Below are 23799 nucleotides of genomic sequence, written 5' to 3'. Positions count from 1 at the left end.
CCAACCGCCGATGTCATTCCCCCAAGAAGAACGCCTGCCCACGCTCCGCTCCTCTCATCACAGACTCCTGACAGCAATCCTCTGCGATGGTGATGGCACCGCGGCACCCCTCAAAACGCGAGGGTGGCAGCCACCGAATTGGGGCGTACCGCCCACCAAGTGCCCCACGGCAGCCTGAGCGCGTCAGGATCTTTCTTCCCTCACCAAGGAGACCCGTGGACCGCCCCTTCTCGCCGAGCACTCCGGAGATCGTCGCGATCTCCCCACATGCCGACGACGCCGAATACGGCGCTGGCTGCCTGCTGGCAGCCCACGCCGCCCTTGGATGCCGAGTGACCATCGTTTTGATGACCGGTGCGAATGAGACGCGCGTCATCGAGGCCAAGGCCGCAGCCGCAGCCCTGGGAGCCGACCTCATCCTCGACCCCTCCGGTTCAGACGGCTGCCTGGAGATCACCTCGGACCGCATCAGCTGGCTCGAGACCCAACTGGCCGCCGCCAGCCTCGTCTTGGCGCCGCACCCCGACGACACTCACCAGGACCACCGCGCTACGGCGGGCATCACCGCCACCGCGCTACGCCGCTCGGCCACCGCCTTGTCCTGGTACCGCACTCCAAGTAGTGGTCCGGGCTTCAGCCCCACCGCGTTCTTCCCCATCCTGGACGAAGCCGCAGCCGTCCGTGGCCGCGCCATCGACCAGCACCAGACGCAGGCTGGACGCGCCTATCTGCGGCCCGAACACCTGGCACTCAAGGACTCCTGGTTCGGCTGGCTGGGCGGCCACCGTGCGGCCGAGCCCTTCCAGGTCGTACGCCACCAGTTCGGACAACTGCCCAGGTTGGCGAACACCGACAAGTAGTTGGACGCCTGCTTGGCCGGCCGCCTGCTCGGCCGGCTGTAGCAGGCCCCCGCCTCGCCGAATCGGCCGCAGCGGCAGGTGGCGCAGGGAACCCGGCGGGCGCTGGCGACGCCCGGTCCGTTGCCCGCGGCCGGACCTCACTCCTAGCGGCCCACCGCCTTGGACGGACACGACCGAACACTGACGGCCGCGGGCCTGTGTGTCCGCCAGTACTGATTCCGGGTCGTCCATGAGTTGTCCTCGCCGTTCCTGGCCCCGCAGCCCGATGTGTCACGAGACTACCGCGCAGGGCTGAACAGTCGCACATGCAAGCGATCGCCGTCGCGTGTCTGCTTCAGTCTCGCGGTGAATTGGAGGCCGATCACCCAATCGGCTGATGGAAAACCTCGCCAGGTCGTTCGCGGGTGGCCGGGTCCGCCGAGCTGAACATCGGCCGCGCCGGCACCGTCTACTCGACCATGCTGCATGTGCGCGGTGAGCAAGGTCATCGCAGCCGGCGACGGACCGCAGCTTCGACATGTGTGAGCAAACCGGCAGATGCCCCGGATGTCACCGGGGTCTGCTTGTGCGTCGTCGGTGTGTCCGAAGCTTCCCAGGCTCCTAGCTGCCTGGCGATCACGAGCGATACCTCGAGCCTCGCGGAGGAGTCAGTATGCTCAAGTTGCTTGCTCAGGAAGCGAAGCAGCAAGGCGTGATGCGCGAGACGAGTCAGCGGAACGGAGACCGCGATCACAACGCTGGCGGCGAGCATACTCGTCACCGATACCACGCATCCATCCGCTGTCGTCGTTCGTCGGGCGTCTCGCTGGGGCAGGTCTGGCCACTGCGCAGCGTCAACAGTGGCTCACTGCGCGAGTGGCTGTGCTCCTGCCGCTCGATGATGACGGTCCCGCGTTCCGGATCGGCTCCCAGGTTATTCCACGGGGTGATATGCGCAATTTGATGAGTCAAGCCACTCTGGTCTAGGAGATTGCGCATTTCGAGGTGGCTCACTCCGCAGCACCATTCGAGAACCAGGTCCGTCCCATGAGTGTATGAGTTCACAAAGCCGTGGCTACCAGCGACGCGATTGACGATACGTGGACGTCGCAGAAGGCGGCTGAAGAGAAGATCCTCAGCGTTGAGGATCGATTGTTCCACGGGCTTGTCAAAGCCGGGACGACCCTTGGACTCCCACCAAGCCCGCTCCTCAGTCTCTTCGGCCGTCATCGTGTGCTGACGCCAATCCGCCCGCATCTCGGGGCGCGGAGTGGGATTGGGCGGTGCGGCGGCATTGGCCATCGCGAGTTCAACCGCGGCGTCTCCGAGCCGATCGACGATGACCAGCCGGCCGTGGGAGTGCACCGGTCGTGCACCCGGGAGGCCACGAACGCCGCCGTACTCGCTGTCGTAGTGCGGCAACAGCAAGGAGATGACGTAGCTGGCCATCGTCGGATGCAGGATGAGCTTAGGTACCCATGCGCGTACATCCACGGCAGTGATTCCGAGGACGGCCCCGTCGAGCTGCCGATCACGCAACTGGTCGGCAAGAGTGTGGACCACCAGTGCCTCGAAGTGGGCTTGAGCCCTGGACCACGGATCGGGGACAGGAACCCAATGTGATGAGCGACGGTCGAGTGTGCTTTGACGGCACGACTGGTATGTCATTCCGGTCGCATTCTGCATGAGCACGGCGGTGCGGAATTTCGACATGACGCATCCTCCGCCAGCCCCGGCACTGCTGACACGATGGTGAGTCGAATTTCCCTGCTGTCCACGCCGTACCGCTGCGTGACCTTCTGCGGCCTTCTGCCCACCTGGACGTGCCGGGCCCAGGGAAGTGGACAAGCACTCGCAACGAGCGCCTCGTCTGGCAGGGTACTGAATGTGATGGCCGCCTCGCAACGCGGTCAAGACGGACCAAAACCGTGGGGACAGCCCCGCCAGTTCAACCGCTTGCTCGCAGAGATCAGAAGGACGTACTACCTGGGCGCAGGACGGCAGCTCGGCGATCTTGCGAAGGCGCAACTTAGGCGCAGACTTCTCGGGAAAGCGAAAGACCCAGCGGGAACCTACAAGCTCACTGGATTGCGCGGCGGATCGCGACCAGGTTTTCTCTCCAGTATCCAGCCATAGGGCTCAGTTGAACCTTCAGCCCGGTGTGTGGAGCCTCCACCAGCATCCCCTGACCCAGGTACATGCCCACGTGTCCCGGCGCGCTCACCGTTCCATCCGATCCCGGGACGAACAACAGGTCGCCGGGCCGCAGCTGCTGCGTGTCGTAGACCGGCACACCGACGGTGGACTGCGCGATGCTGCCGCGGGGGATCGTGACGCCGGCGGCGCGGTAGGCCATCATCATCAGACCGGAGCAGTCCCAGCCAGCCGGGCCGGTTCCGCCCCAGACGTACGGCTTGCCAAGCTGCGCCAGCGCGAAGCTGATGGCCGCGACTATCGGCGCGGGTACGCCAGCGGGGATGTGGTAGCCCGCGAGGTTGGCAGCCACCGCGGCGACTGTCACGTCGCTCGAGTCCTCCGGCGAGCACTTCAGGCCGCCGGTGAACGTCATCGCCAGGGCTGCGGCCTCGTCCTGCCACTTGGCGTAGGCGCCGGGGAAACCGCTGCGTTGGACGGCTTGGGCTGCGCCGGTGGTGGACATCGAGCGCCAGCCCGGGACCTGGAGCAGCCTGCTGTAGAACTGCTGGGCGGCGAACGTCGGGGTCAGGATCTGAGCGGGGTTGCCCCAGCCTTGCGAGGGTCGTTGCTGGAACAGCCCCAGGCTGTCGCGGTCTCCGTAGTTGAGGTTCTGGAGGCCGGATTCCTGCAGGGCGGTGGCTATGGCGATCGTCTCGCCGGGTGCTGGGACGCCCATGCCGACGCCGACCTCGGCGATGATCTGGGCGTTTCCCAGTTGGACGGGGCTCAGATTCCCGATGTGAGCGGAGGCCTGGCCGAAGCCAGCCGTGCATATGGAGGTCGTGGACGAGTCAGACCCGGCGACGATGGCTCCGGCGATGGCCGCGACCGCGGCGACAGCGAGCAAGGGCGCGGATATCGCGGCGCCAATGGTGAGCTTGACGGGCATGGTGCTCTCCTCATCAGGCGGGCTGTGCCGTGAAGGTGACGGGTAGCGTGGTCAGACCGTGGTGACGGTGGTCGGGGTTCCAGGCGAGCTCGTGTTCCGGCATGGCGAGCCTGAGATTGGGCAGCCGGTGAAGAGCGGTCCACAGGGCGGTCCGCACTTCCATGCGCGCGAGCGGGGCGCCGAGGCAGTAGTGCGGTCCCTGGCCGAACCCGAGGTGCCCGTTGCTGGGGCGTTCGAGGTCGATGGCGTCGGGGTTGGTGACGAACTCGAGATCGCGGTTGGCCGAGGCGAGTGCCAGCAGGACTGTGTCGCCGGCGGGAATGGTTCGCTCGCCGATGCGGAGGTCGTCGAGGGGGAAGCGCCGGATCGCGGTAAGCATGGGGCCGTCGCGTCGCAGCAGTTCCTCGACGAGGGCGGCCATTCGGGACGTGTGCGGATCGGTCTCTTCCCGGACGAGGTCTGCCAGCTTGGGTTCGCGGAGAAGGGCGGCGATGCCGTTGGAGATCAGGTGCACCGTGGTCTCGAAGCCGGCCCACAGGATGAGGAAGGCCAGTGAGGTCAGTTCGTTCTCGGTCAGCCGGTCGTCACCGTCTCGCGCTGCGATCATCGCGGAGAGCAGGTCGTCGGCCGGCTCGGCGCGCTTGCGCTTGATCACTTTCACCAGGCAGGCGTGCATGCCGGCGACGAGTTCGCGGCCGGAGGGCCGATTCGGATCGTTGGGTGTCAGCAGCGATCGGGTGAAGGCCTGAAAGATCGCGCCGTCCGACTCCGGGATTCCGAGCAGATCGCAGATGACGACCATGGGGACCGGGCCGGCGAGGTCGGCGACGAGGTCGGCGTGGCCGTTCGGGGCGATGGTGCTGATGAACCTTTCGACGGTGGCCTGGACGCGCTCGCGTTGGGCCTCGACGCGGCGCGGGGTGAAGGCGGAGGAGACCAGTCGGCGAAGCCTGGCATGCGCCTCGTCGCCGATGTTCAGCAGATTCTCGTCCAGGGCCGGTGGCAGGCCGAAGCCCTGGTACCCGCGTTGGGAGTTGCGTGCCTCGATGGACATGCGCGGATCGGACAGCAGTGCCTTGACGTCGGCATGACGGCTGATCACCCAGACCGGCCCGCCGCTGGCCTGGATCGCCTGGTGGACGCCGCCGGCCTCGCGCAGCTGTGCATACGCGTCGTACGGGCATCCGGAGAGATGGGGGACCATCTCGATCGGCTCGGTGAAGGGCTGGCTGGGGTTCACGCGATTCCTCCGGTCGGTGTCGGGTCGGCTTCGGCGAGCTCGTGGGCGGGGGCTGTCGACTGCTCGGTGAAGTACTTTGTCACTCTCAGCAGCCATGCCAGTTCGGCGTCGAGGTTTGCGGGGATGTTCCCGGCTGTTCGTGGCAAGGGATTGTCGTTGTGTGTCGCGGCTTCACCGGCTTCGAGCGCGGCACGGATCTGTGCGGCGGTGACAGCTGCGTCGAGGTCGTCGCCCACGAAACCGCGGCCGACGAAGTGCGCCCTGAGGCGTTCCGCGTTCACAGGGTCCAGATATTGCCGAAGCGTCAGAATCCCATCCCGGATCTCCACGACGCGGCGCGCGACGTAGTACTCCACATCGCTCAGCACACGTGCCGCGGCGCGAATCCTGCCCAAGACGCTCCCGGACCCAGTGGCCAGTTGGTCATCGAACGCGATGGAGGCGTCCAACTCGTAGAAGCTCATCCACAGTGCATGCAGCCTGATGTAGGCGACCAGTCGCCGTAGCCGTTGCGCGAGTCCGGAGATACGTGGCCCCCACCAGTGCAGGGTCAGGCCACCCATGACGAGTAGCGCGCCAAGCCCAGCGCTGACTTCGGCGACGTTCTCCCACGGGCCGATGTCCACCTTGGCGCGAGCGACGACGATGTCTGCCAGCCGGGTGATGCTGTAGAGCAGCCCGAAGGTCGCACCGATGCTCGTGGTGATCAGGCCGGTCCGAAGCCAGCTGGGGCTGACCACCTTCGCGTACCGGCGGCACAGACGGATGACCTCGACCTCGCCGATCGTGAAGGTCAGCAGGTAGATGAGTAGGTAGGCCTCGTACGCGGCCGACGCGCCGTACCACTCGGAGAACGACTGCTGGAGGCGGTGCGCCTTGAACGACTGCTGGAGTGCGTGCATGGAGTCGCTGCGAATGAACAGCGCGATCATTACGGCGACGACCACTGCGACGGCTGCGATCGTGACCCTGACACGGCGCCGCGCCCGATCCGGGGCGTAGGACCATACCTGCAGAAGGGCAAGCTGGCTCGCGGTGTAGCACATGACGAAGCACATCGAGATGAGTGCGTTCGAGCCGCGCAGGCCGGTCCAGGCATCGATCCGGTCCCAGACCCCTGCCCAACTGACCGTGAAGATCAACGCGAAGCACACGTAGAGGTACCAGGTGGCCAGGCGTGTCGGCTCTTTGCGAATGGCGGCGAGGTGCTTGGCACTCGAGAGCACGACCATCCAGGCGAACAGCGCGGCCAGCGGATACAAGGTGGCGTTCACCGCTCACCTCGCGACAGGGAGGTCGCGATGCGCGCGATGACGTCATGAGCGCCGGGATCAGTGGCCCGCGGCAATTCTCGAAGCGGTTGGCGTCCGATCCGGCGCAGGATAAGCGTGGCGATGAGTTCGGCCTCGAACTCGTCGTCCTCGGCGTAGGAGTCGCGGCCGAGTACCCGGAAGACATCGGTGATCTTCATGCCGGCAGCGATGGTCCGCGCCAGGTCTTTGCTGAGTTCCTTGCCGGGCACGTGAGCACGGAGGATGTGCCCGATCTCGTGAAAGACGATGTGCTGCTGGTGCAGCTGCGATGTGTCCTCTTCGTAGAAGACGTAGTCGGCCTTGGCTGTTCTCATCCAGGCGCCGCACAGTCCGCCGATCGCCATCGAGTGCGACATCAGGACGAGACTTCGGCCGATGTGCCGGCCGAGCCGTGTGCAGAAGTCTTCAAGGCCGAACGGGTCGGGCAGGTCGAGGTCGGCGACCAGCGCTGAGCACTCGCGGCGCGCCTGGTCCCGGTTCACCGGAGTGCACCAGAGACACGAAGACTGGCGAACCTATGTTCGAGAACTAGTCGTCCGCGGCGGGATGTGATTCGGCCGGAGGCAGCCCCTCGACCTCGCGCACGCGGTCGATCATGCTCAAGACCAGCTTCACGCTCTCCGGCGGCAGGCCGACCGTGCGCATGGCCACGTCCTGTACTCCGGCGTGCTGGAGCGCGGCGACCAGCTTGAGCTGCTCGTTGGTCTCCTCGGTGTCCTCGTGCTCGTCGAAGTACGACAGCGGGACCCCGAAGAACTTCGCAAGGCCCTGGATCGCATCCATCATCGGGTTGGTTCTGACCCCGTTGACCAGCTGCGACAGGTAGCCGACCGAGATCGAGGCTCCGCCGGAGTCCTCGATCGCCCGGATGGCCTCCCGGTAGGAGTACTTCTTGCCGTCGGGCTTGCGCTTGTTCTCGAACAGGTACTGCAGCCGCTCGGCGATGACGCCCGGGTCGGCTGTTCCGGCCTGCGGTGAAGTCGGTTCGTCGGGCGCAGCAGGTGTCGCCGGCTCCTCGCCCGCTCCCTTGGCCTGCTTGCTCATCGACGGTCCCTTCTTGGCGTGGTTGCTGCTCGATTGTCGTCTGCTGTGGTGAACACTGCTGGGTCATTTCAGCGTACCTCGTTCGCTCCGGTTGACGTGTCCGATATGGCACAGCTTATGGTGTATTCACACTGTTCGCAGAGATGAACAGTTGGAAGGTCGCCAACCAGCTAAGGAGCAGGTGAAGGTCATGATCGCGATGTTCGTCCAGCAGGCCGCGGTTCAGGTACTCGCTCACGCCGCCGCTGTTATCCCCGACCCGCCGCCGGCCGCGCCGGTCGGCTCCGGCGCCATCGCCACCCTGTTCTCCTGGCTCAAGTGGGGAGCCCTGACCTGCTGTGGAGGGGCGGCTGTCACCGGCGGCTGCATGATCGCCCTCGGCAACACCTCGCGTCGGGCGGAGATGGCCGAGCGCGGGAAGGTCACCCTGTTCAGCTCCGTCATCGGAGCGGTCATCGTCGGCGTGGCGGTCACGCTGATCACCGCTTCGTACGGCTTGAGCTAGGGCCGCCACCGATCCCACGCGTATCGCCACCACCAGGAGTCACAATGCGCAACCTTATCGGCGCAAAGCGCCTATTTCCGGGAGCTCTCGCTGCCGGTGTCGTGCTGGTCATCGGGGTGATCACCGTTCCGCTGATCGGCGGCCGCGATGGCGGGGACGGCGTGAAGAAGCCCGTGACAGCGCCGCCTGTCGCAGTGCCTTCGGGCCTGCTCGCGGTAGTCCCGGGCGCTCGTACGGCCGATGGCATCCAGGTCGGCTTTCCGCACACGACCGCCGGTGCGGTCAGCGCGGCGTCAGAGTACGTCGATGCCGCGGCATCCACGCTCGATCCCGACTACGCCGCGTCGGTGATGCGCGTGGCCGGCGATCCCAGCAACACGGCTTTGCCGGCGAACCTCGCTGCGAGCACCGTCAAGCTCCGCGGGGACTTGCAGCTGCCATCCGACGGACCGCTGGACCCGCCGGTGACGTTCCAGACGACAGCACAGATGTATCAGCTGCGGAACGTCGCGCCAGATGAGGTCCTGGTCCTGCTGTTGACCGGCAGCACGTTCGTCAACTCGCACGGAGCCATGGCCCAGACCACCGGCGTCTTCCCGGTGCAGATGCATTGGGCCGCTGGCGACTGGAAGATTCAAGCTATCGGCCGCACTGGTCAGGACTACTCCGGGCTGATGGCTACCCCTGACACTCAGGCCGCTGTGAATCATGGGTGGCTGGCCCTCATTGCCGCCTCCGGTGGTGCATCGTGATTCCCGCGGGAGCGGTCTTTGAGCCGCCTGGATCAGGTACTGGGTGCCTGGACGGAAACCTCGGCACATGCTTCGCGGACGTAACCGGCCTGCCGGGCAAAGCAGCCGGAGCGGTCGCATCCGGGGCCGAGTCGGCGGTCAGCGGCGCGGTCGGTGACGTGGCCAGCTCGGCCTGGGACTCGATCTGCCATTCCTTCGCCGATGCCTTCACCTCAGTGCTGAAGTGGTTCGGCGGAGTGTTCACTTCGATGCCCGATCCGGACCTCGGCTCCATCCACGGCGTGTACGCGATCAGCCTGACGCTCGGCATGGTCGTCGCGATGTTCCTGCTGGTGCTGCAGGCCGGCTCTGTGGTGTGGACTCGTTCGGGTGCGCCGCTGGCTCAAGCGCTGACCGGATTGCCCAAGGCAGCGCTTGCCTCGTTGCTGACTCTCGCCGTCTCCGGGCAGATCATGGCTGCCTCGGACGACGTGGCGAAGTGGATCGTGTCGTCCAGCGGCAGCAGCCTGGACGGCTTCTCCCAACGGCTGACGGTCCTGCTCGCGCTCAGTGCGCCCTCGGGGCCTGCGATTCCGTCGGTGTTGCTGCTGTTGTTCGGCCTGACCGGCATTGGCGTGGTGCTGGTGTTGTGGTCGGAACTCGTGTTGCGCAACGCGGTGTTCTGCGTCCTGGTGGCGACGGCGCCGATTGCAGCGGCCGGCCAGATCGGCTCGTCGACGACGGAGTGGTGGCGCAAGCTCGTCAAGGCCGGTGTTCAGCTGGCCATGGTCAAGCCGGTGATCGCGCTGGTCTTCGTGATCGGCTTCGACACGGCCGGGAACGCGACGGGCATCACCGGGGTGATCTCCGGGATGGCTGTGCTTTTCATGGCTGTGTTCGCCTGGCCTGCCATCGGGCGCTTCTTCACCTTCACGTCGGTGTCGATGGGCGGAGCGATCGGCGCCGGTGCGCTCGTCGGGGCCGTCGCCAACCGGACCGCATCCGGCGGGCCGGGTCCTGATCCGGCGGCGTTCGGGCAGTTCTCGGAGCGCCAGGCGATGTCGGCCAATGCGGGACGGGGTGCCGGGGCGGGCGCGGGTGGCACTGCGGGAATCGGGGCGGCGTCCGCGGGGCCTGCCGGTGTTGCGGTCGCCGCGCTCCAGGCGCTGCACAAGACCATCAACGCGGTGGGCTCGCGCATGGAGCAGCAAGCCGGGCACGCAGGGCTGGAGGGGGCGAACCCCTCGGCGTACCCCGCTGGATATCCGATGTACGGCTCCGTCCGCATGCCACGCCGCGGCATCTCACCTGCCCCGAAAAGCGAGGAGGCGTCATCAACATGACCACCCGAGTCCCTGCCCGAACCTACGCCGGTTGGCAGCACGAGAAGGTGCACTTCCTGCTCGGGCTCTCCGGTCGCCGAGCTGCCCTTGCCGGACTCGCAGTCTTCCTCGGCCTGCAACCGCTCGCCAGCGGCCACCTCGTCGGCGCTGCCTTGTTCTGGCCGCTGGCGCTGCTGCTGGCCGGATGTGCCTACGTGCGCGTAGCGGGCCGGACCCTCGATGAATGGACGATCACCGTGGTCTCCTACAGCCTTCTGAAGTTCCGGAACAAGACGCTCTTTCTGTCTGGAGCCTTCGCTCCCGAGCGTGGGGTCGAGCCTTCCCGGCTGGATCTGCCCGGCGTGCTGGCGCCTCTGCGCATCCTCGCGTCCCATGACGGTGTGGGCCGGGAGATCGCGGTGCTGCATCACCCGCACGCCTGTACGTATACGGCGGTGGCGGTGGTCGACCCGGCCGGGGTGGGCCTGCTCGATGCCGATCGGGCCGAGGCGATGGTGCAGGCCTGGGGCGAGGTACTCGCCTCGCTGTGCACCGAGGAACAGCCGATCGCGCGACTCCAGTTCGTCTCGCGCACCGTGCCGGAGTCCGGGGGAGCGCTGCGCACCTGGCACACCGCTCACCTCGACCCCGCTGCTCCGCTCGCTTCGGTGATGGCGAATGAGGCGCTGCTGGCCGCTACGCCGGCCGCCTGCCGTCGCCAGATGTGGCTGGCGGTATCGCTGGACGCCCGCCGTGCCCTGGGGGCGATACGTGGGGCGGGTGGCGGCGATAAGGGAGCCTTCCGGATTCTCGGTCAGCAAGTACGGGCACTGAGTCCGCAGCTCGCGGGCGCAGGCATCCGAGTCACGCATTGGCTGGACACCCCAGCGATGTCAGAAGCCATCCGCACGGGCTTCGACCCCCACGCCGCAGCATTGCTGGACCAGCGCCGCGCGGAGGCTGACGATCAGCTCGGCCAGGGTGCGATGCCCGCGGTCCAGGCCGGTCTCGACCCCTCTGCCGCGGGGCCGGTCGCGGCCGAGAACTCGTGGTCGTCGTACCGCCACGACGGCGCCGTATCGGTGACCTACGCGATCCACGCCTGGCCGATATCGCCCGTCTACGCGACCGCGCTGGCATCGGTGCTGGCCGATGCGACCCACAGACGCTCGTTCTCGTTCGTCATCGAGCCGCTCGGGCCGCGGGCGGCGCAGAAGGCGGTGATGGTCGAGCGGACGAAGCGCGAGGTCGGCATCAGGCTGCGAGCCCGCACCGGCCAAGCGGTTTCCGCCTCCGAGCAGGTCGCGCTCGACCGCGCCGCGGCGCAAGACGCAGAGCACGCACACGGGTCTGGCCTGTGCCGCTTCACCGGCTACCTCACGGTGACGGTCGACGACCCGAACGAGCTGCCGGACGCTTGTGCGCAGGCAGAATCCGGCGCCGCACTCATCGGGATCGAGCTGCGGCGGATGTACGGCGCTCAAGACACAGGCTTCGCCATGACCCTCCCCGTAGGTCTCGGCCTTCCGGCGAAGCGGTGGTGAGCAGGATGCGTAGCCCTTTGAACAGGCGGCGCGAGCTCGTAGCCTCTACCAGCCTTCCGGCCGTCGCGATCACTACGCTCCGACCGCCGGTGCCCGCTGCTCATCCTCCCGTCGCATCTGCCGTGACCGGTCGTGCTGAGCTGCGCTCCCCGAGCAGCGCTCCGCGGCGGGGGATCAACAGGCCATATGCCGGTCGTGCGGTCCGTGCTCCGCAGCCTCGGGTTTATCGGGCCGCGACGTCGCAGCTCGCCGGGCTCTATCCGTTCCTCTACGGCGGCGGCGTACCCGCGATCGGACCCTGCATCGGTACGAACCTGCTCACCGGCACGGCGTTCTCCTGCCATCCGATCGCCTGGCTCAACAACGGACTGATCACCAATCCCAACGTGCTGTTCACCGGTATCCCCGGGGCCGGCAAGTCCGCGCACATCAAGGCCCTCTCACTGCGGCTGATGTCGTACGGCGTCAAGACTCTCGTCCTCGGCGACCTGAAGAACGAGTACAAGGAACTCGCGCACGGTCTCGGCGTCGAGCCGGTCCAGCTGGGCCCGGGACTCCCGGCCCGACTCAACCCCCTCGATGCCGGCCCGCTCGGTGAAGACCTGCCCAGCGATCCGGTCGAGCTGGAGGAGCGCTTGGCTGAGGTCCACCGGCGACGGCTCACCTTGCTCAACGCCCTGCTGGCCACGAAGCTCGGACGCTCGCTAACGCCGACGGAGGAGGCTGCCGTATCCCTCGCGATCCATGAGGCGACGGGACAGGCTGGCGGAACAAGCTACCTGGTGGACCCGACCTTGCCGCAGGTGTGGGCCATACTTCGGGACCCGACTGACGAGATGGCTCGAGACCTCCGGGTCCGTGGCGGGGACGCCGAGGAACTCCGCGACCTCGTTCGCGACGTCACCGACGCTCTACGTGCGATGGTCCACGGCTCGCTCTCTGGTCTGTTCGACGGCCCGACCACCGTCGCGCTTGACTTCACCGCGCCGATCCAGACCGTCGACCTGTCCCGGCTCGACGGCCGGGGAGACGAGACGATCGCGATGACCCTCGCGTGCGTCTCCTCCTGGGGCCAGTCAGCGATCGACGACCCGGCCGGCCCGGTGCGCCTTGTCGTACGCGATGAGCTCTGGCGCGCGATGCGGATCCCCGCGATGGTGCGCAAACTCGACGGCGATCTCCGCCTGTCCCGAGCGACCGGCACGATCCAGGTACTCGCTACGCACAGGTTGGCTGACTTCGAGACGGTCGGCGCGGCCGGGACCCCCGAAGCGGCGATCGCGGCGAACCTCATCGCCAGCTGCGACGTGCGTGTGTGCCTGGCTCAGGACGTCGCTCCGCTTGCGATGACCCGCGATGCCATTGGGCTCACGGGTGCCGAATGCGCCCACATAGCCGCCTGGGGCGCAGCCCACATCGGCCACGCCCTGTGGAAGGTCGGCCGGCACCATTCAGCCGCCGTTCGGCTGGAGCTGACGCCGCTCGAACGCGAGTGGTTCTACACCAACCAACGGATGTCGGCGTGATGGCTACCCGTTCTGCGGGCCCTTCGCCGGCCCGGTACCTGGTGCACGACGCCAAGGATTTGGTCCTCATGCTGGCTGTCGGCCTCTTCGTCATCGCAGGGGTCGGCACCTGGGCATGGGGCGAAGTGGCGGGGCTGTTGGCGCACGGGGGCCTGCCCGGCGTTTCGCCTTCACGGAGTCTGTCGATCGCCACGCGCCTGCTGGGACATCTAGGCGATCCCCGCATGGCGTGGCCGGCCGACGCGGCCGCCGTGCTTCCAGGGCCGGTGTCGTTCTACTGCGCGGGATGTCTTCTGCTCGCTGGCTGCGCTGGTGTGACCTTCGTCGGGCTGCGCCTGTGGGTGCGTTTCAAGCGGCGCGATGACGGGTTCGCCGCCCGCTCTGACCTCACAGTCCACCTGGCCGAGTCGGCGGTCATGAGACGTGGGCCGGTAGTGCGCCCGAGCCTGAAGGAGGCATCGTTCGGCCTTGCCGATGTCGGTCTGCCGCTTGGCCGCTCCGTCCCGGACAAGGTGAAGCTGGCGGTGTCGACGGAGGACTCCGTCGTCGTGATCGCAGCTCCTCGGCAGGGCAAGTCCTCGCAGGTCGTGATTCCGTGGGTGCACCGGTGGCCGGGCTCCGCGCTGGTCACGTCGATGCGGATGGACGTGCTGCTGGCCACCGCAGCACTGCGCCAGAAGCAAGGACCCGTCGCGGTCATGGCGCCGACGGGGATGACCTCGTGGCCTTCGATGGTCCGGTGGTCGCCGACGTCCGGCTGCAAGGACCTCGACAAGGCCCGCGAGCGCGCGGAGGTGATGGTCACCGTCGGTCGTAGTGAGAAGCAGGACTCGTCGAACGCTGGGTACTTCGGTGCCAACGCCACCAACCTGCTCACCCTGTGGCTGCACGCCGCGGCGCTCGCCGGCCGCTCAATGCTCGACGTGCTCTCATGGTCTCTGAACGACCGCGACGACACCCCGGTCAAACTCCTGCGCGATTACCCGGAGGCTGCACCCGGCAGTGCTCAGCTGCTGGACGGCCTCTACCGGACACCGCCCGAGACGAAGTCCGGCTTGTGGACGACTGTCCAGATCGCGCTGGCACCGCTGCTCTCGCCGACTGCACAGGTCACGTTCTGTCCCGAGGTCGAGTCTGCCGTCTTCGATCTGGAGTCCTTCCTACGGTCGAAGGGGACGGTCTACCTGCTGGTCGAACGGAAACAGGCCAGCGCGCTAGCACCGCTGATCGCAGTGTTCGTCGACGAGTTGATAGAGACCGCGAAGCGCATCGCCGACACGATGCCGGGAGGCCGGCTCGATCCGCCGCTCGCGCTGTTCCTTGACGAGATCGCGAACGTTGTCCCGCTCCCGTCGTTGCCCGACTTGATGTCGTTCGCCGGTGGCTCCGGCATCTTCATCGCCGCCATCCTCCAGTCCCGGGCGCAGGCCGAGGCGCGTTGGGGCGCGGAACAGGCCGCGATGCTCTGGGGAGCTGCCACGGTGAAGCTCATCCTCGGTGGTCTGTCCGGCGCCGAGTTGCGCGACCTGTCGGAGAATCTGGTCGGCGAATACGACCGGCACATGACTACCTACCAGCGCTCGGACGACGGTTCGATCACCACCGGAACCTCGGTTCAGCAGCACAAGACCATGACCGCCGAGGACATCCGCACACTCAGCTCTGCCGAGCGCGAAGCGCTGGTCATCCACGCCACCACTCCGGCCGTGAAGATCCGCATGACGCGCCACTACGAAGGCCCTGACGCGGCGCTCTACGCCCAAGCGGAAAAGGCTGCGTACGCGATCCTGGAGGAGCAGATTCCGTGAGCGTCTTCGATGAACGTCATACGAGCCCGCCGTCCGTGGGCCCGAGCGCTGGACGGCGGATCCGCGGGCGTCCTCGGCGAACGGCCAGTCGGCTCACACGCCGACCGCGGCCGACGCCGGAGCCCCCTGGGTACATAGGGGGCCGCCCTGCGACCGGAGGCGCTCTGGTGCCGCTTGCCGAATGGCACGCGATGACCGAACCGGAGTACACACTCGCCTGGGAACAGCTTCGCGACTGGACGGCGTGGCTTATCGGCCGCTACCGCCTGGTTCTCGAAGACCGGCTTCCGACCTGCTGGCCACAGCACCCAGAACTGATCGAGGAACTCTGGGCACTGCGCGCTTGGCGGACGGAGGCCTACGGGCCTGAGGGTACTGGGCAGTCAGCCGTCTACTGGCACCAGGCCCTTGTCGCCCTTCTCGGACACGTCTCCGTCTGGTGGGCAGGCGGTTGCCGTGCCGGGCACTCGAGCCCGAATACCGACCTCCGCCCCGAGCAGATCCGCAGGTGGAAGGACGCCAGCCCTCTTGCAGGCATTCCCAAGCCTCCGAACCCAACCTCGTCCGAACTTAACATCATCACCGCCGAGCAGATGCGGGCCCTGACGGACGCCGGGCTGGCCCACCCGCAGCACGAGACCATCGCTGCCTTCACCTACTACGACGGCTCCTGGTGGGCCTTCGGGCCACCCGAGGGCGAGGACGGCACCGCGATGTGGTTCCGCGCGGACGACGCGGACCTCGACACCAACACCGAAAGCGAGACCTTCCATGACCATCACTGAATCCCGTGACTGCCGGGCAGACCACCGGGCGTACATCGAGGCGGTGCGGGTTGCGCTGCTGCTGGAGGACATCCGCGTCGGCGACGCAGCCTTCAATACCGGCACCGTGCGCTCGGCGACGATGACGTTGCTCGCGCCCGATGAGGACTTCGAGGGGACCTGGCACCACACCTTCGCCAGCGCCGAGAACGTGGAACTGCGCTGGACCGAGGAAGAAGGCTGGTCCCTGCTGGCCCTTCACACCAGCGGTGACAGGCGCCTGCCGACCATCTGGCGGCCCGGCTTCGGGGCGGTCCTGCCGGCCAACGAGATCTGCGCCTGGCTCGCCGTCCTGCTGGCCATGCCGGGGGTCTCGCCGAGCCAGGAGGACGGCCCGTACCGCTCTCACCAGACCGACGATCCCGCCTTCGAAGCCTCCCTGGCCTTCTACGCCGTCTGAGCCGTCCGCACAGCCCCGGCTCGCCCGCCGGCCCGCACCACACGGAGGCCGCACCATGGCCGTATCCATTGCTACGAAGACCGTGGACGTTGTCGGTCCGATCAGCCGCGCTCGTGCCAGCCTGGCAGCGCTGGAAACACTCGATCGGCTACGCCGGGCGCCGCACATACCTCCGGCGCCGGAAGACCTGACGGTGCTGCGCGGCTGGTCCGGATGGGGACCGCTCGCCCCGGCTCTGGAACCCTCAAGAACTGGAAGCTGGAAGGAAATCGGCGAGCGCATCGCGTTCTTGCTGCCGGAGGATCAATACGACGCTGGAGTCCAGGCGACCTACAACGCCTTCTACACGCCGCCTCAGATCACGGCGGCATGCTGGCAGATCCTCGCCGATCTCGGATTCTCCGGCGGAAGGGTCCTCGAACCTGGTTGTGGTGCTGGGGCATTCATCGCCGACACCCCCGACGAGATTCCCGCGGCTTGGGTCGGGGTCGAACGCGACCCCACCACGGCCGCCATCGCCCGCATTCTGCATCCGGACGCCACCGTCCATGCCAAGAGGCTGGAGGAGACACCGCTTGCGTCGTACAGCGTGGACGCGGTTCTGGGTAACGTGCCGTTCGGTGACACCCGGGTCTACGATCCGACCACGCCGCGCGAAGTGACCGCGAACCTGCACAACTATTTCATCTACCGCTCGGTGAAGGCTTTGCGGCCCGGTGGTGTCGCCGTGCTGGTCACCTCGCGGTACACGATGGACGCGGCCGGCAGTACCGGCCAGATGGCTCGGTATCTGATAGCGCTCGAGGCCGAGTTGCTTGGCGCGGTTCGTCTGCCCAACGAAGTTCTTACCTCGGGCGGCACAGAGCCTCTTGTCGACGTCCTGGTGCTTCGCCGCCGTCGTACCGGTGAGAGGTCACTTCCCAACTCGGACCAATGGATCAAGACCAGCGCGTCGGTCGGTGGTCAGCAGGTCAACGATTACTTTTTGGCGAACCCGAGCATGGTTCTCGGCGAACTGACCGAGGACCACGCGCCGCGCTGGGGCCGAACCCTGCGCGTCGATGCGCGGCCAAACGACCCTCCGATCGAGCTGGCTATCGCGGCAGCCGGCAGTGAGATCGTGCGCCGAGCCGCGGAGGCAGACAGGCGATGGAATGTGGACGCCGGCGCGTCGCCGATCACGGTCGAGACCGCGCCTTTCGAGTTGCGTGCCGACGGAAGGAAGGAGGGATCCTTCCACTTGGTTGACGGCGTTGTGCATGAAGTCGTCGACGGTGCGCTCGCCGTGGTTGGGCGGCCGGGCAAGGAACTGCCGAAGTTGGTGGCCCTCCGCGACGCGGCACTTGCCTTGCTGGACGCCGAGACCGACCACAGCCGGCCCGACGAAGACCTTGCTCCGCTTCGAGCTGAAGCCGCGCGTCGCTATGACGCCTACGTCGCAGCACACGGATACCTCAACCGGTACACGGTCGTGGAAGGCAAGCCCGACGAGGACGGTTCGGTGACCACCTCGCGGCGCCGGCCGCCGATGGGCGGGTTCCGCCGCGACCCGGACTTCGTCACAGTCCTCGCCCTGGAGGACTTCGACGACGACACCCGTAATGCTACCAAAGCCGCCTTGCTCACTCGTCGTGTCAACCGGCCGCGTTCACGCGCTACGCATGCTGAAAGTCCGGCCGAGGCCATCGCACTGTGCCGGGACGAGCTCGGTCGCTTCGACTTCGAACGTGTGGTCGAACTGCTGGGAGTGGACGAGGAGGAGGCCGCGCGGCAACTTGCGGACGTGGCGTTCATCGACCCCGCCACGAACGCCTGGACGCCGGCCGATGAGTACTTGAGCGGAAACGTGCGGACCAAGTTGGTGCGAGCACGAGGGGCCGCCGCTGCCGACGGCGACCGCTTCGGACGCAACGTCCCGGCCCTTGAAGCTGCCATCCCTACGGACCTCGAACCGGAGCAGATCGAGGCCAACCTCGGTGCACCGTGGATACCAGCCACTGACGTACGTGAATTCGCTCGAGAACTACTTGGGTTCCCAGTCGTCATTTGGCATGAGCCACGCACCAACACCTGGAGCGTGACCGCGAGTCGACGTGCGGAGGAATCCGCGGCAGCCACTGCCGATTGGGGCACTCTGGAACTCAACGCGTACCAGCTGCTCGAACACGGCCTCAACGGCAAGGCGCCGGTCGTCTACAAGGCCGTCGACGACAAGCGGGTCCGCGACCAAGACGGGACGATCGCCGCGAACGATCGCCTCGACGCTATCGCCGGGCGCTTCGCGAACTGGTGGAGAGAAGACCCCGACCGCGCTGATCGCCTCACACACGCCTACAACCAGACCTTCAACGCGGTCGTGCCCAGAAAGTACGACGGCGGTCAACTGACCTTCCCAGGCCTGGATGCAGAGTTCGAGCCGTACTCTCATCAGCGCGACATGGTCGCCCGCATGATCTCGGGGGACGACGCTCTGTGCCCGTACCCGGTCGGCACCGGCAAGACGGCGACCATGTTCATGGCCGCCATCAAGCTCAAGGCCCTGGGGCTGGCGTCGAAACCGCTGATGATCGTGGTGCCTTCGACGCTTGAGCAGATCGCCCGCGACGGCAAACGTCTGTTTCCCAACGCTCGGATTCTCATGGCGGGCAAGGAGGACCTCGCGACTGCTCGTGGTCGCAAGCTGGTCGTGTCGCGCTGCGCGATGGAGGACTGGGACGCAGTGGTCATGTCCCACCCCTCCTTCACCTCGCTGCCTGTCCACCCGACAGTGAAGGCGGAGTACCTGGCGACGCTGGCCGCCGAATACAGAACCGCGCTCATCGAGGCCAAGACGGAGCGTGCCGAGCCGCGCAAGATCAAGCAGATCGCCAAGATGGTCGACAACCTCGACGCACAAGCCAAGGCGCTCCTGAACCACCCCACCGACGACGGGGTCTTCTTCGAACACCTGGGCACCGACTATCTGCTCGTCGATGAAATGCACTACTTCAAGAACCTGGGCGTGCCGGTGCACACCGACGGCTTCGCGATCAACGGTTCCAAGCGTGCCCAGGACCTGGACATGAAGCTGAGCTGGCAGCGTGGTCGGCATCCGGGCCAGGCCGTGGTCACCGGGTTCACCGGCACCCCGGTCTCCAACACTCTGCTGGAAATGTTCATCCTCCAGCACTACCTCCAGCCGCAACGCCTGGAGGAACTCGGCCTGACTTCGGCGGATGCCTGGGCAGCGCTGTTCGTGCGCTTCGGCACGGGAGTCGAGATCACTCCGGACGGCGGGTTCCGGCTCAACCGCCGGCCGGTGGAGATCATCAACATCCCCGAGCTGATGCACACCGTCGCCGAGTTCGCCGAGTTGCGGGCGCCCGAGGCATTCCCTGTGGTGCGACCCGAGGCGCAGCGGCACATCGTGGTGGTCGACGGGTCCGACGCCGTACGCGACTACGTGCGCGAGCTGGGGGAACGGGCAGACTACATCCGGGGCGGGGGAGTGTCGCCCAAGTTCGACAACATGCTCAAAATCTGCTCGGACGGCCGCAAGGTGGCGCTTCACGAGTCGCTCGTCGGCCTCGAATCCGAGGGCCCCGGCAAGGTCGGCGCCGTCGTGGCGAACGTCGCTCGCATCTACCACGAGACCAAGGACCTCGAACTCGCCGGTGACAGCGCCGGCATCCCGGGCCGACTTCAGTTGGTGTTCTGCGACCTTGGCACGCCGAACAAAGACAAGGGGAACCAGGTCTACGGCATCATTCGCCAGCAGCTGATCGCCGCGGGCGTCCCGCTGAGGGGTATCCGCTTCATCCATGAGGCTGCCACTGACGCCCAGCGTCTGGTGCTGTTCGACCAGTGCAACAAGGGTGAAGTCAACGTTCTGCTCGGGTCCACCGACAAGCTCGGAGTCGGCGTCAACGTCCAGCGCCGTGCGATCGCGCTGCACCACATCGACGCGCCCTGGCGGCCTGATCAGGTTGAGCAGCGTGAGGGCCGGGTGTGGCGGCCGAAGAACCTGAACCCGAACGTGGACATCTATCGCTACGTGACCAAGGACTCCTTCGACGCCTTCATGTGGCAGACCCTGGAGCGCAAGGAGAAGGCCATGCGCCCAATCCTGTCCGGCCAGATCACGGCGCGCAGCATCGAGGACATCGGCGATGTGGCCCTGGACTACGGCCAGATCAAGGCGGTCGCCACGGGAAATCCGATGCTCGCCGAACTGAACGAACTGAACGTCAAAGTCAAGAGCCTCGCGAGCCTGGCGGCGAGCCACCAGCGCAACCAGCGCCGCCTACGCGCCGACATCCAGACCTTCACCATGCAGGCTGCCGCCGCGGCGACCACCTGTCAGGCGTTGGACAGCGTTGCCCAGCTTGCCGTTGCCCACAGCGGCGACTCGCCATGGCAAGACCCCAACGGAAACGCCGTCCCTGCGGAAGACGTGCCCACACTCCTCGGGGCTCTGGCCGAGTCCACCATCGCCAACGGCTACTGCAACCGCGAAGTGGTCTGGCGCGGCATGACCATCGACTTCACATGCACCAGGAGGTGGCCGGAGGAACTGCTCTCTGCGCGCATTATCACCGGCGACAACCGGCATCGGGTCGATGTCCCGCTGAATACGGCCTGGACGGCGAAGGGACAACACTGGCGTATCCGGGACGCGATCGCAGCCGCGGTCGACGGCGCGCACGAAGTGGCGGCTGAGACGCGGGCGAACATCGAGGTGCTTCAGCAGCGGATCGCTGAGAACGAAGCCGCCCTGGGTCAGCCGTTCGCTGACCAAGCCGCCTTGGACGAGGTCCGCGAACGGCGCGCCGCAGTCGACGCCGCGATCCGAGAGCAGGCAGCCAAGGATGAGGAAGCACGTCGCAACCGGACCGCGCGCCCGGAGGAGGAGGCCGCGGGTGCTGGCGAGGACGTTGAGCGGGCTACGCTGCTTGCCCGCATGCTCACAGCGATATCCACCGTCGCCTCGCGCACGGAGGCTGAACGTGAGCCGGCGGCGCCCAATGTCGCCGAAGTTGCCCGCGGGCTAGTCCCGGCTGGCGACGTCGATGTGCCGGCACACGTCGACAGCGGTGAGCCGGTTGTGCACGAAGCTGCGCTGGTTGAAACGCGGCGTGCAGCAGAGGGGCCGTCGCCAGTTCAACAAGAGCAGAGCGTCGCCTCGACACCGATGGAGACCGAGCCTGAGCCCCAGCCGGCGCTCGAGCCGCGCGCGGCTCCGGCGGCTCCGGATCCGCAGCCCTCGCCCCCGACAGCGCACCCGACCGTTCAGGAGCCCAAAGCACAGGAGCCACCGCAGATGTTCGAGCGAGCAATTGCCCTGGCCAATCAGGGATTCCACGTCTTCCCGCTCAAGCCAGGCACCAAGAGGCCGATGTTCAAGGCGTGGGAGAGCCTGGCGACCACCGACCCCGAGCAGATCGCCCGCTGGTGGAAGGCCACACCGAACGCGAACATCGCCATCGCTTGCGGGCCGTCGAACCTGTTCGTCATCGATCTGGACAAGGCCAAGAAGCCCGGTGGACCGCGGCACGGCCAGCAAACGCTCATCCAGTTGGCGGCCGGACGCGAGCTGCCCAGCACCCTCACCGTCGCCAGCGCCCGTGGTGGCCGGCACCTCTACTTCCGCCAGCCCGAAGGCGCCACCCTACGAAACACTGTCGGCAGCGACACCGCCGGCCTCGGACCACTGATCGACACCCGCGGCCACGGCGGCTCCATCGTCGCACCGGGCTCGGTCTTTGAAGGCGGAAGCTACCGCATCGAGCACGAAGCCCCCGTCGCGTCGCTGCCCAGCTGGATCGTCGACGAGCTCGCGAGGCGGAAGACCGCCCCGGAGCTGACTCCCGCGCCGACACGTCTGCGCACGCCCACCACCGACCGCCGACGCAGCGCCTACGCCGACACGGCTCTCAACCGATCGGCCGAAGCCGTTGCCACAGCGCCTGAGGGGACCCGCAACGACACCCTCAACCGGGAGGCGTTCCGCATGGGCCGCCTCGTCGGTGGTGGTGTCCTGGAGCAGAACGATGTCGAGAGCGAGCTGGGTCGTGCAGCGCGCCAAGCCGGCCTTCCGCCTGGTGAGACGGCGACCACCATTGCATCCGGCCTGTCCGCCGGGACAGGCCACCCACGCTCCATCCCCGACCGGGATTCCCCTCCTCGTACCCGCCAACAGCCCAAGGATGACGACATGACCACCACGACCAAGAGTGAGCCGGGCCCAACAGCACAGACCGTCGCGTCTGTGACCGAGCCGGATGCCGCACGACCTCAGGCGCCGGAGCAGCGATCAGGGGGCCCTGAGGTCGCTGCGGCCGGTGCGGGCAAGGTTGAGAGCCTCCCAGGGGTGTTCAGCGAACCAGAACCCGCCACAGAGCTCGACGAAGATGCGCAAGGCATCTGGAACGATCTTCGTGCCAGCTTCGACGGTGCCCAGCAGGCTCTGCTCGCCTGGACCGATCACGAGGCGATCGACGATCTCCAACCGGCGCTGGATCAAGCGTCCAGGCGCATAGCTCAAACCGTCGCCAAGCGCGGGCTGGGCGAAACCCCGATCACCACTACCGTCTCGAACGACTCCGCGACCGTCGACGAGGCTGTGCACGAGGAAGCGATGAATCCTCTGGAGCCGGTGGAGGCCTCGTACACCAATGCCCAGCTGGCGGGCGTCTCCGCTGACAGCCCGGAGTGGACGGGTATCAATGCCATTCGCAGCGCCGTTCGCCACCTGTGGGACACCGTCAGAGCTGTGGCTGGCGGATATCTGGCTGAGCTGTCGGCCGATATCCACGTATCGGGGCCCCTGAATGCGCTCGCCACCCGGGCTGCTCGCGCAATCGCCAGCCTTGCCGGCCGCGCGGCCATCCATCTGGAGCAGCGTGGCCCACAACAGCAGCCTAATGTCGATACGTTGGCAAGCTTGCGCAGGGCCTTCATCGACGCGCGCAGCCATGTGCGTGCTCACGCAGCGACCCCTGAGTGGCAGCGCATCTCGGCTCTGTGGGGCACGGTCAACACACTGGCCCACCAGACGAACGACCCAGGAATCCGTGCGGTGGTCGCCCGCAGCGCCGATGCCATTTCCGACCATGCAGGAGCGCTCGGTCGACGCGTCGCTCACGATGTTCAAGTCGCGGCCGGCAATGCGTTCGCCGCCCTTGCCGGAGCTGCCGAGAGGCACGCCAGCGTCCTTCGTGCAGCCACTATCGATCAGGTTCCCGATATCGAACCTGCCACTGCGTTGGCTTCGTCAGCTTCTGCCGACGCGATTACGGCTGCTCGTTCAGCGAAACTGGGCGTGGAGGCACAAGTGCTTCAAACAAGGTCGCATGAGGTCGCTCGACTCGCTCAAGCCAGGCTCGACCGACTGTCCAAGACGCATGCTGTGCCGCGAACTCTCCACGATGCCAACGGGCAACGCAGTAAGCAAGGCGACTCGATGCGTTGGCGGCCGACAACGTCTCCGCAGGAATGGGTAAGAGGGCTGCGTTGGTGAACGTGCTGGTGTGGCCGTCGCGTCACCAGGGTTGTTGCGGCACTCTCGTACTCATTGGTTAGCCTCGACCACCAGTTCTATTTCGGGTAATTTGCTGTGCACATCGCTAGGTGCCGTTCG

16 protein-coding genes are annotated in these 23799 nt (G+C 66.8%); 10 read left to right on the top strand and 6 right to left on the bottom strand.

The genetic code is table 11. The features are described 5' to 3' along the window. The first annotated feature begins 86 nt into the window (after positions 1–86). Complete coding sequence (locus ABIA35_RS40285; protein WP_370361437.1) at positions 87–860, top strand: PIG-L deacetylase family protein; 774 nt, start codon at positions 87–89, stop codon at positions 858–860. 756 nt (positions 861–1616) lie between these two features. Here ABIA35_RS40285 and ABIA35_RS40280 read toward each other — a convergent pair. From ABIA35_RS40280 to ABIA35_RS40255, 6 genes are all read right to left on the bottom strand, one after another. Beyond that, the gene (locus tag ABIA35_RS40280) at positions 1617–2552 is read right to left on the bottom strand and encodes a hypothetical protein (protein ID WP_370361436.1); all 936 of its coding nucleotides are present in this window, start codon (positions 2550–2552) and stop codon (positions 1617–1619) included. Between the two features lie 367 nt (positions 2553–2919). Then, a complete protein-coding gene (locus ABIA35_RS40275) occupies positions 2920–3924 on the bottom strand; it encodes a C40 family peptidase (RefSeq protein WP_370361435.1) in 1005 nt (334 codons plus the stop codon). A gap of 13 nt (positions 3925–3937) precedes the next feature. After that, the gene (locus ABIA35_RS40270; RefSeq protein WP_370361434.1) at positions 3938–5164 is read right to left on the bottom strand and encodes a cytochrome P450; all 1227 of its coding nucleotides are present in this window, start codon (positions 5162–5164) and stop codon (positions 3938–3940) included. Continuing rightward, a complete protein-coding gene (locus tag ABIA35_RS40265; RefSeq protein WP_370361433.1) occupies positions 5161–6438 on the bottom strand; it encodes an MAB_1171c family putative transporter in 1278 nt (425 codons plus the stop codon). Before ABIA35_RS40265 ends, ABIA35_RS40270 begins: the two co-directional genes overlap by 4 nt. Then, positions 6435–6959, bottom strand: coding sequence for a hypothetical protein (locus ABIA35_RS40260; RefSeq protein ID WP_370361432.1), 525 nt, complete (start codon positions 6957–6959; stop codon positions 6435–6437). Before ABIA35_RS40260 ends, ABIA35_RS40265 begins: the two co-directional genes overlap by 4 nt. Positions 6960–7005: 46 nt before the next feature. Further along, positions 7006–7521, bottom strand: a complete 516-nt coding sequence (locus ABIA35_RS40255) for a helix-turn-helix domain-containing protein (RefSeq protein WP_370361431.1) — start codon at positions 7519–7521, stop codon at positions 7006–7008. Positions 7522–7702: 181 nt separating this feature from the next. On the opposite strand from ABIA35_RS40255, the gene ABIA35_RS40250 reads away from it, so the two are divergent. The 9 genes from ABIA35_RS40250 to ABIA35_RS40210 all read left to right on the top strand — a co-directional run bounded on the left by ABIA35_RS40250 (position 7703) and on the right by ABIA35_RS40210 (position 23679). Then, positions 7703–8026 (top strand): hypothetical protein, encoded by a 324-nt coding sequence (locus ABIA35_RS40250; RefSeq protein WP_370361430.1) that lies wholly within the window; start codon positions 7703–7705, stop codon positions 8024–8026. 44 nt (positions 8027–8070) lie between these two features. Beyond that, a complete protein-coding gene (locus ABIA35_RS40245) occupies positions 8071–8778 on the top strand; it encodes a hypothetical protein (protein ID WP_370361429.1) in 708 nt (235 codons plus the stop codon). 158 nt (positions 8779–8936) lie between these two features. Then, entirely contained in the window at positions 8937–10100 is a 1164-nt protein-coding gene (locus ABIA35_RS40240; RefSeq protein WP_370361428.1) for a hypothetical protein, read from the top strand. After that, positions 10097–11623 carry an SCO6880 family protein gene (locus tag ABIA35_RS40235; RefSeq protein WP_370361427.1) on the top strand — a complete coding sequence of 509 codons (1527 nt, stop codon included), beginning with the start codon at positions 10097–10099 and terminating at the stop codon, positions 11621–11623. Before ABIA35_RS40240 ends, ABIA35_RS40235 begins: the two co-directional genes overlap by 4 nt. Before the next feature lie 122 nt (positions 11624–11745). After that, a complete protein-coding gene (locus tag ABIA35_RS40230; protein WP_370361426.1) occupies positions 11746–13149 on the top strand; it encodes a type VI secretion protein in 1404 nt (467 codons plus the stop codon). A gap of 68 nt (positions 13150–13217) precedes the next feature. After that, positions 13218–14957 (top strand): type IV secretory system conjugative DNA transfer family protein, encoded by a 1740-nt coding sequence (locus ABIA35_RS40225; protein ID WP_370361425.1) that lies wholly within the window; start codon positions 13218–13220, stop codon positions 14955–14957. A 167-nt stretch (positions 14958–15124) separates the two neighbouring features. Continuing rightward, entirely contained in the window at positions 15125–15742 is a 618-nt protein-coding gene (locus ABIA35_RS40220; protein WP_370361424.1) for a hypothetical protein, read from the top strand. Beyond that, complete coding sequence (locus ABIA35_RS40215; protein WP_370361423.1) at positions 15729–16181, top strand: hypothetical protein; 453 nt, start codon at positions 15729–15731, stop codon at positions 16179–16181. Before ABIA35_RS40220 ends, ABIA35_RS40215 begins: the two co-directional genes overlap by 14 nt. Positions 16182–16236: 55 nt before the next feature. After that, positions 16237–23679: a bifunctional DNA primase/polymerase gene (locus ABIA35_RS40210; RefSeq protein WP_370361422.1), complete on the top strand. Its 7443-nt coding sequence runs from the start codon at positions 16237–16239 to the stop codon at positions 23677–23679. The last annotated feature ends 120 nt before the right edge of the window (positions 23680–23799 follow it).

This window comes from Catenulispora sp. MAP12-49 (genome assembly GCF_041262705.1).
GTDB lineage: Bacteria > Actinomycetota > Actinomycetes > Streptomycetales > Catenulisporaceae > Catenulispora.
This window is presented reverse-complemented; position numbering and strand designations above follow the sequence as displayed.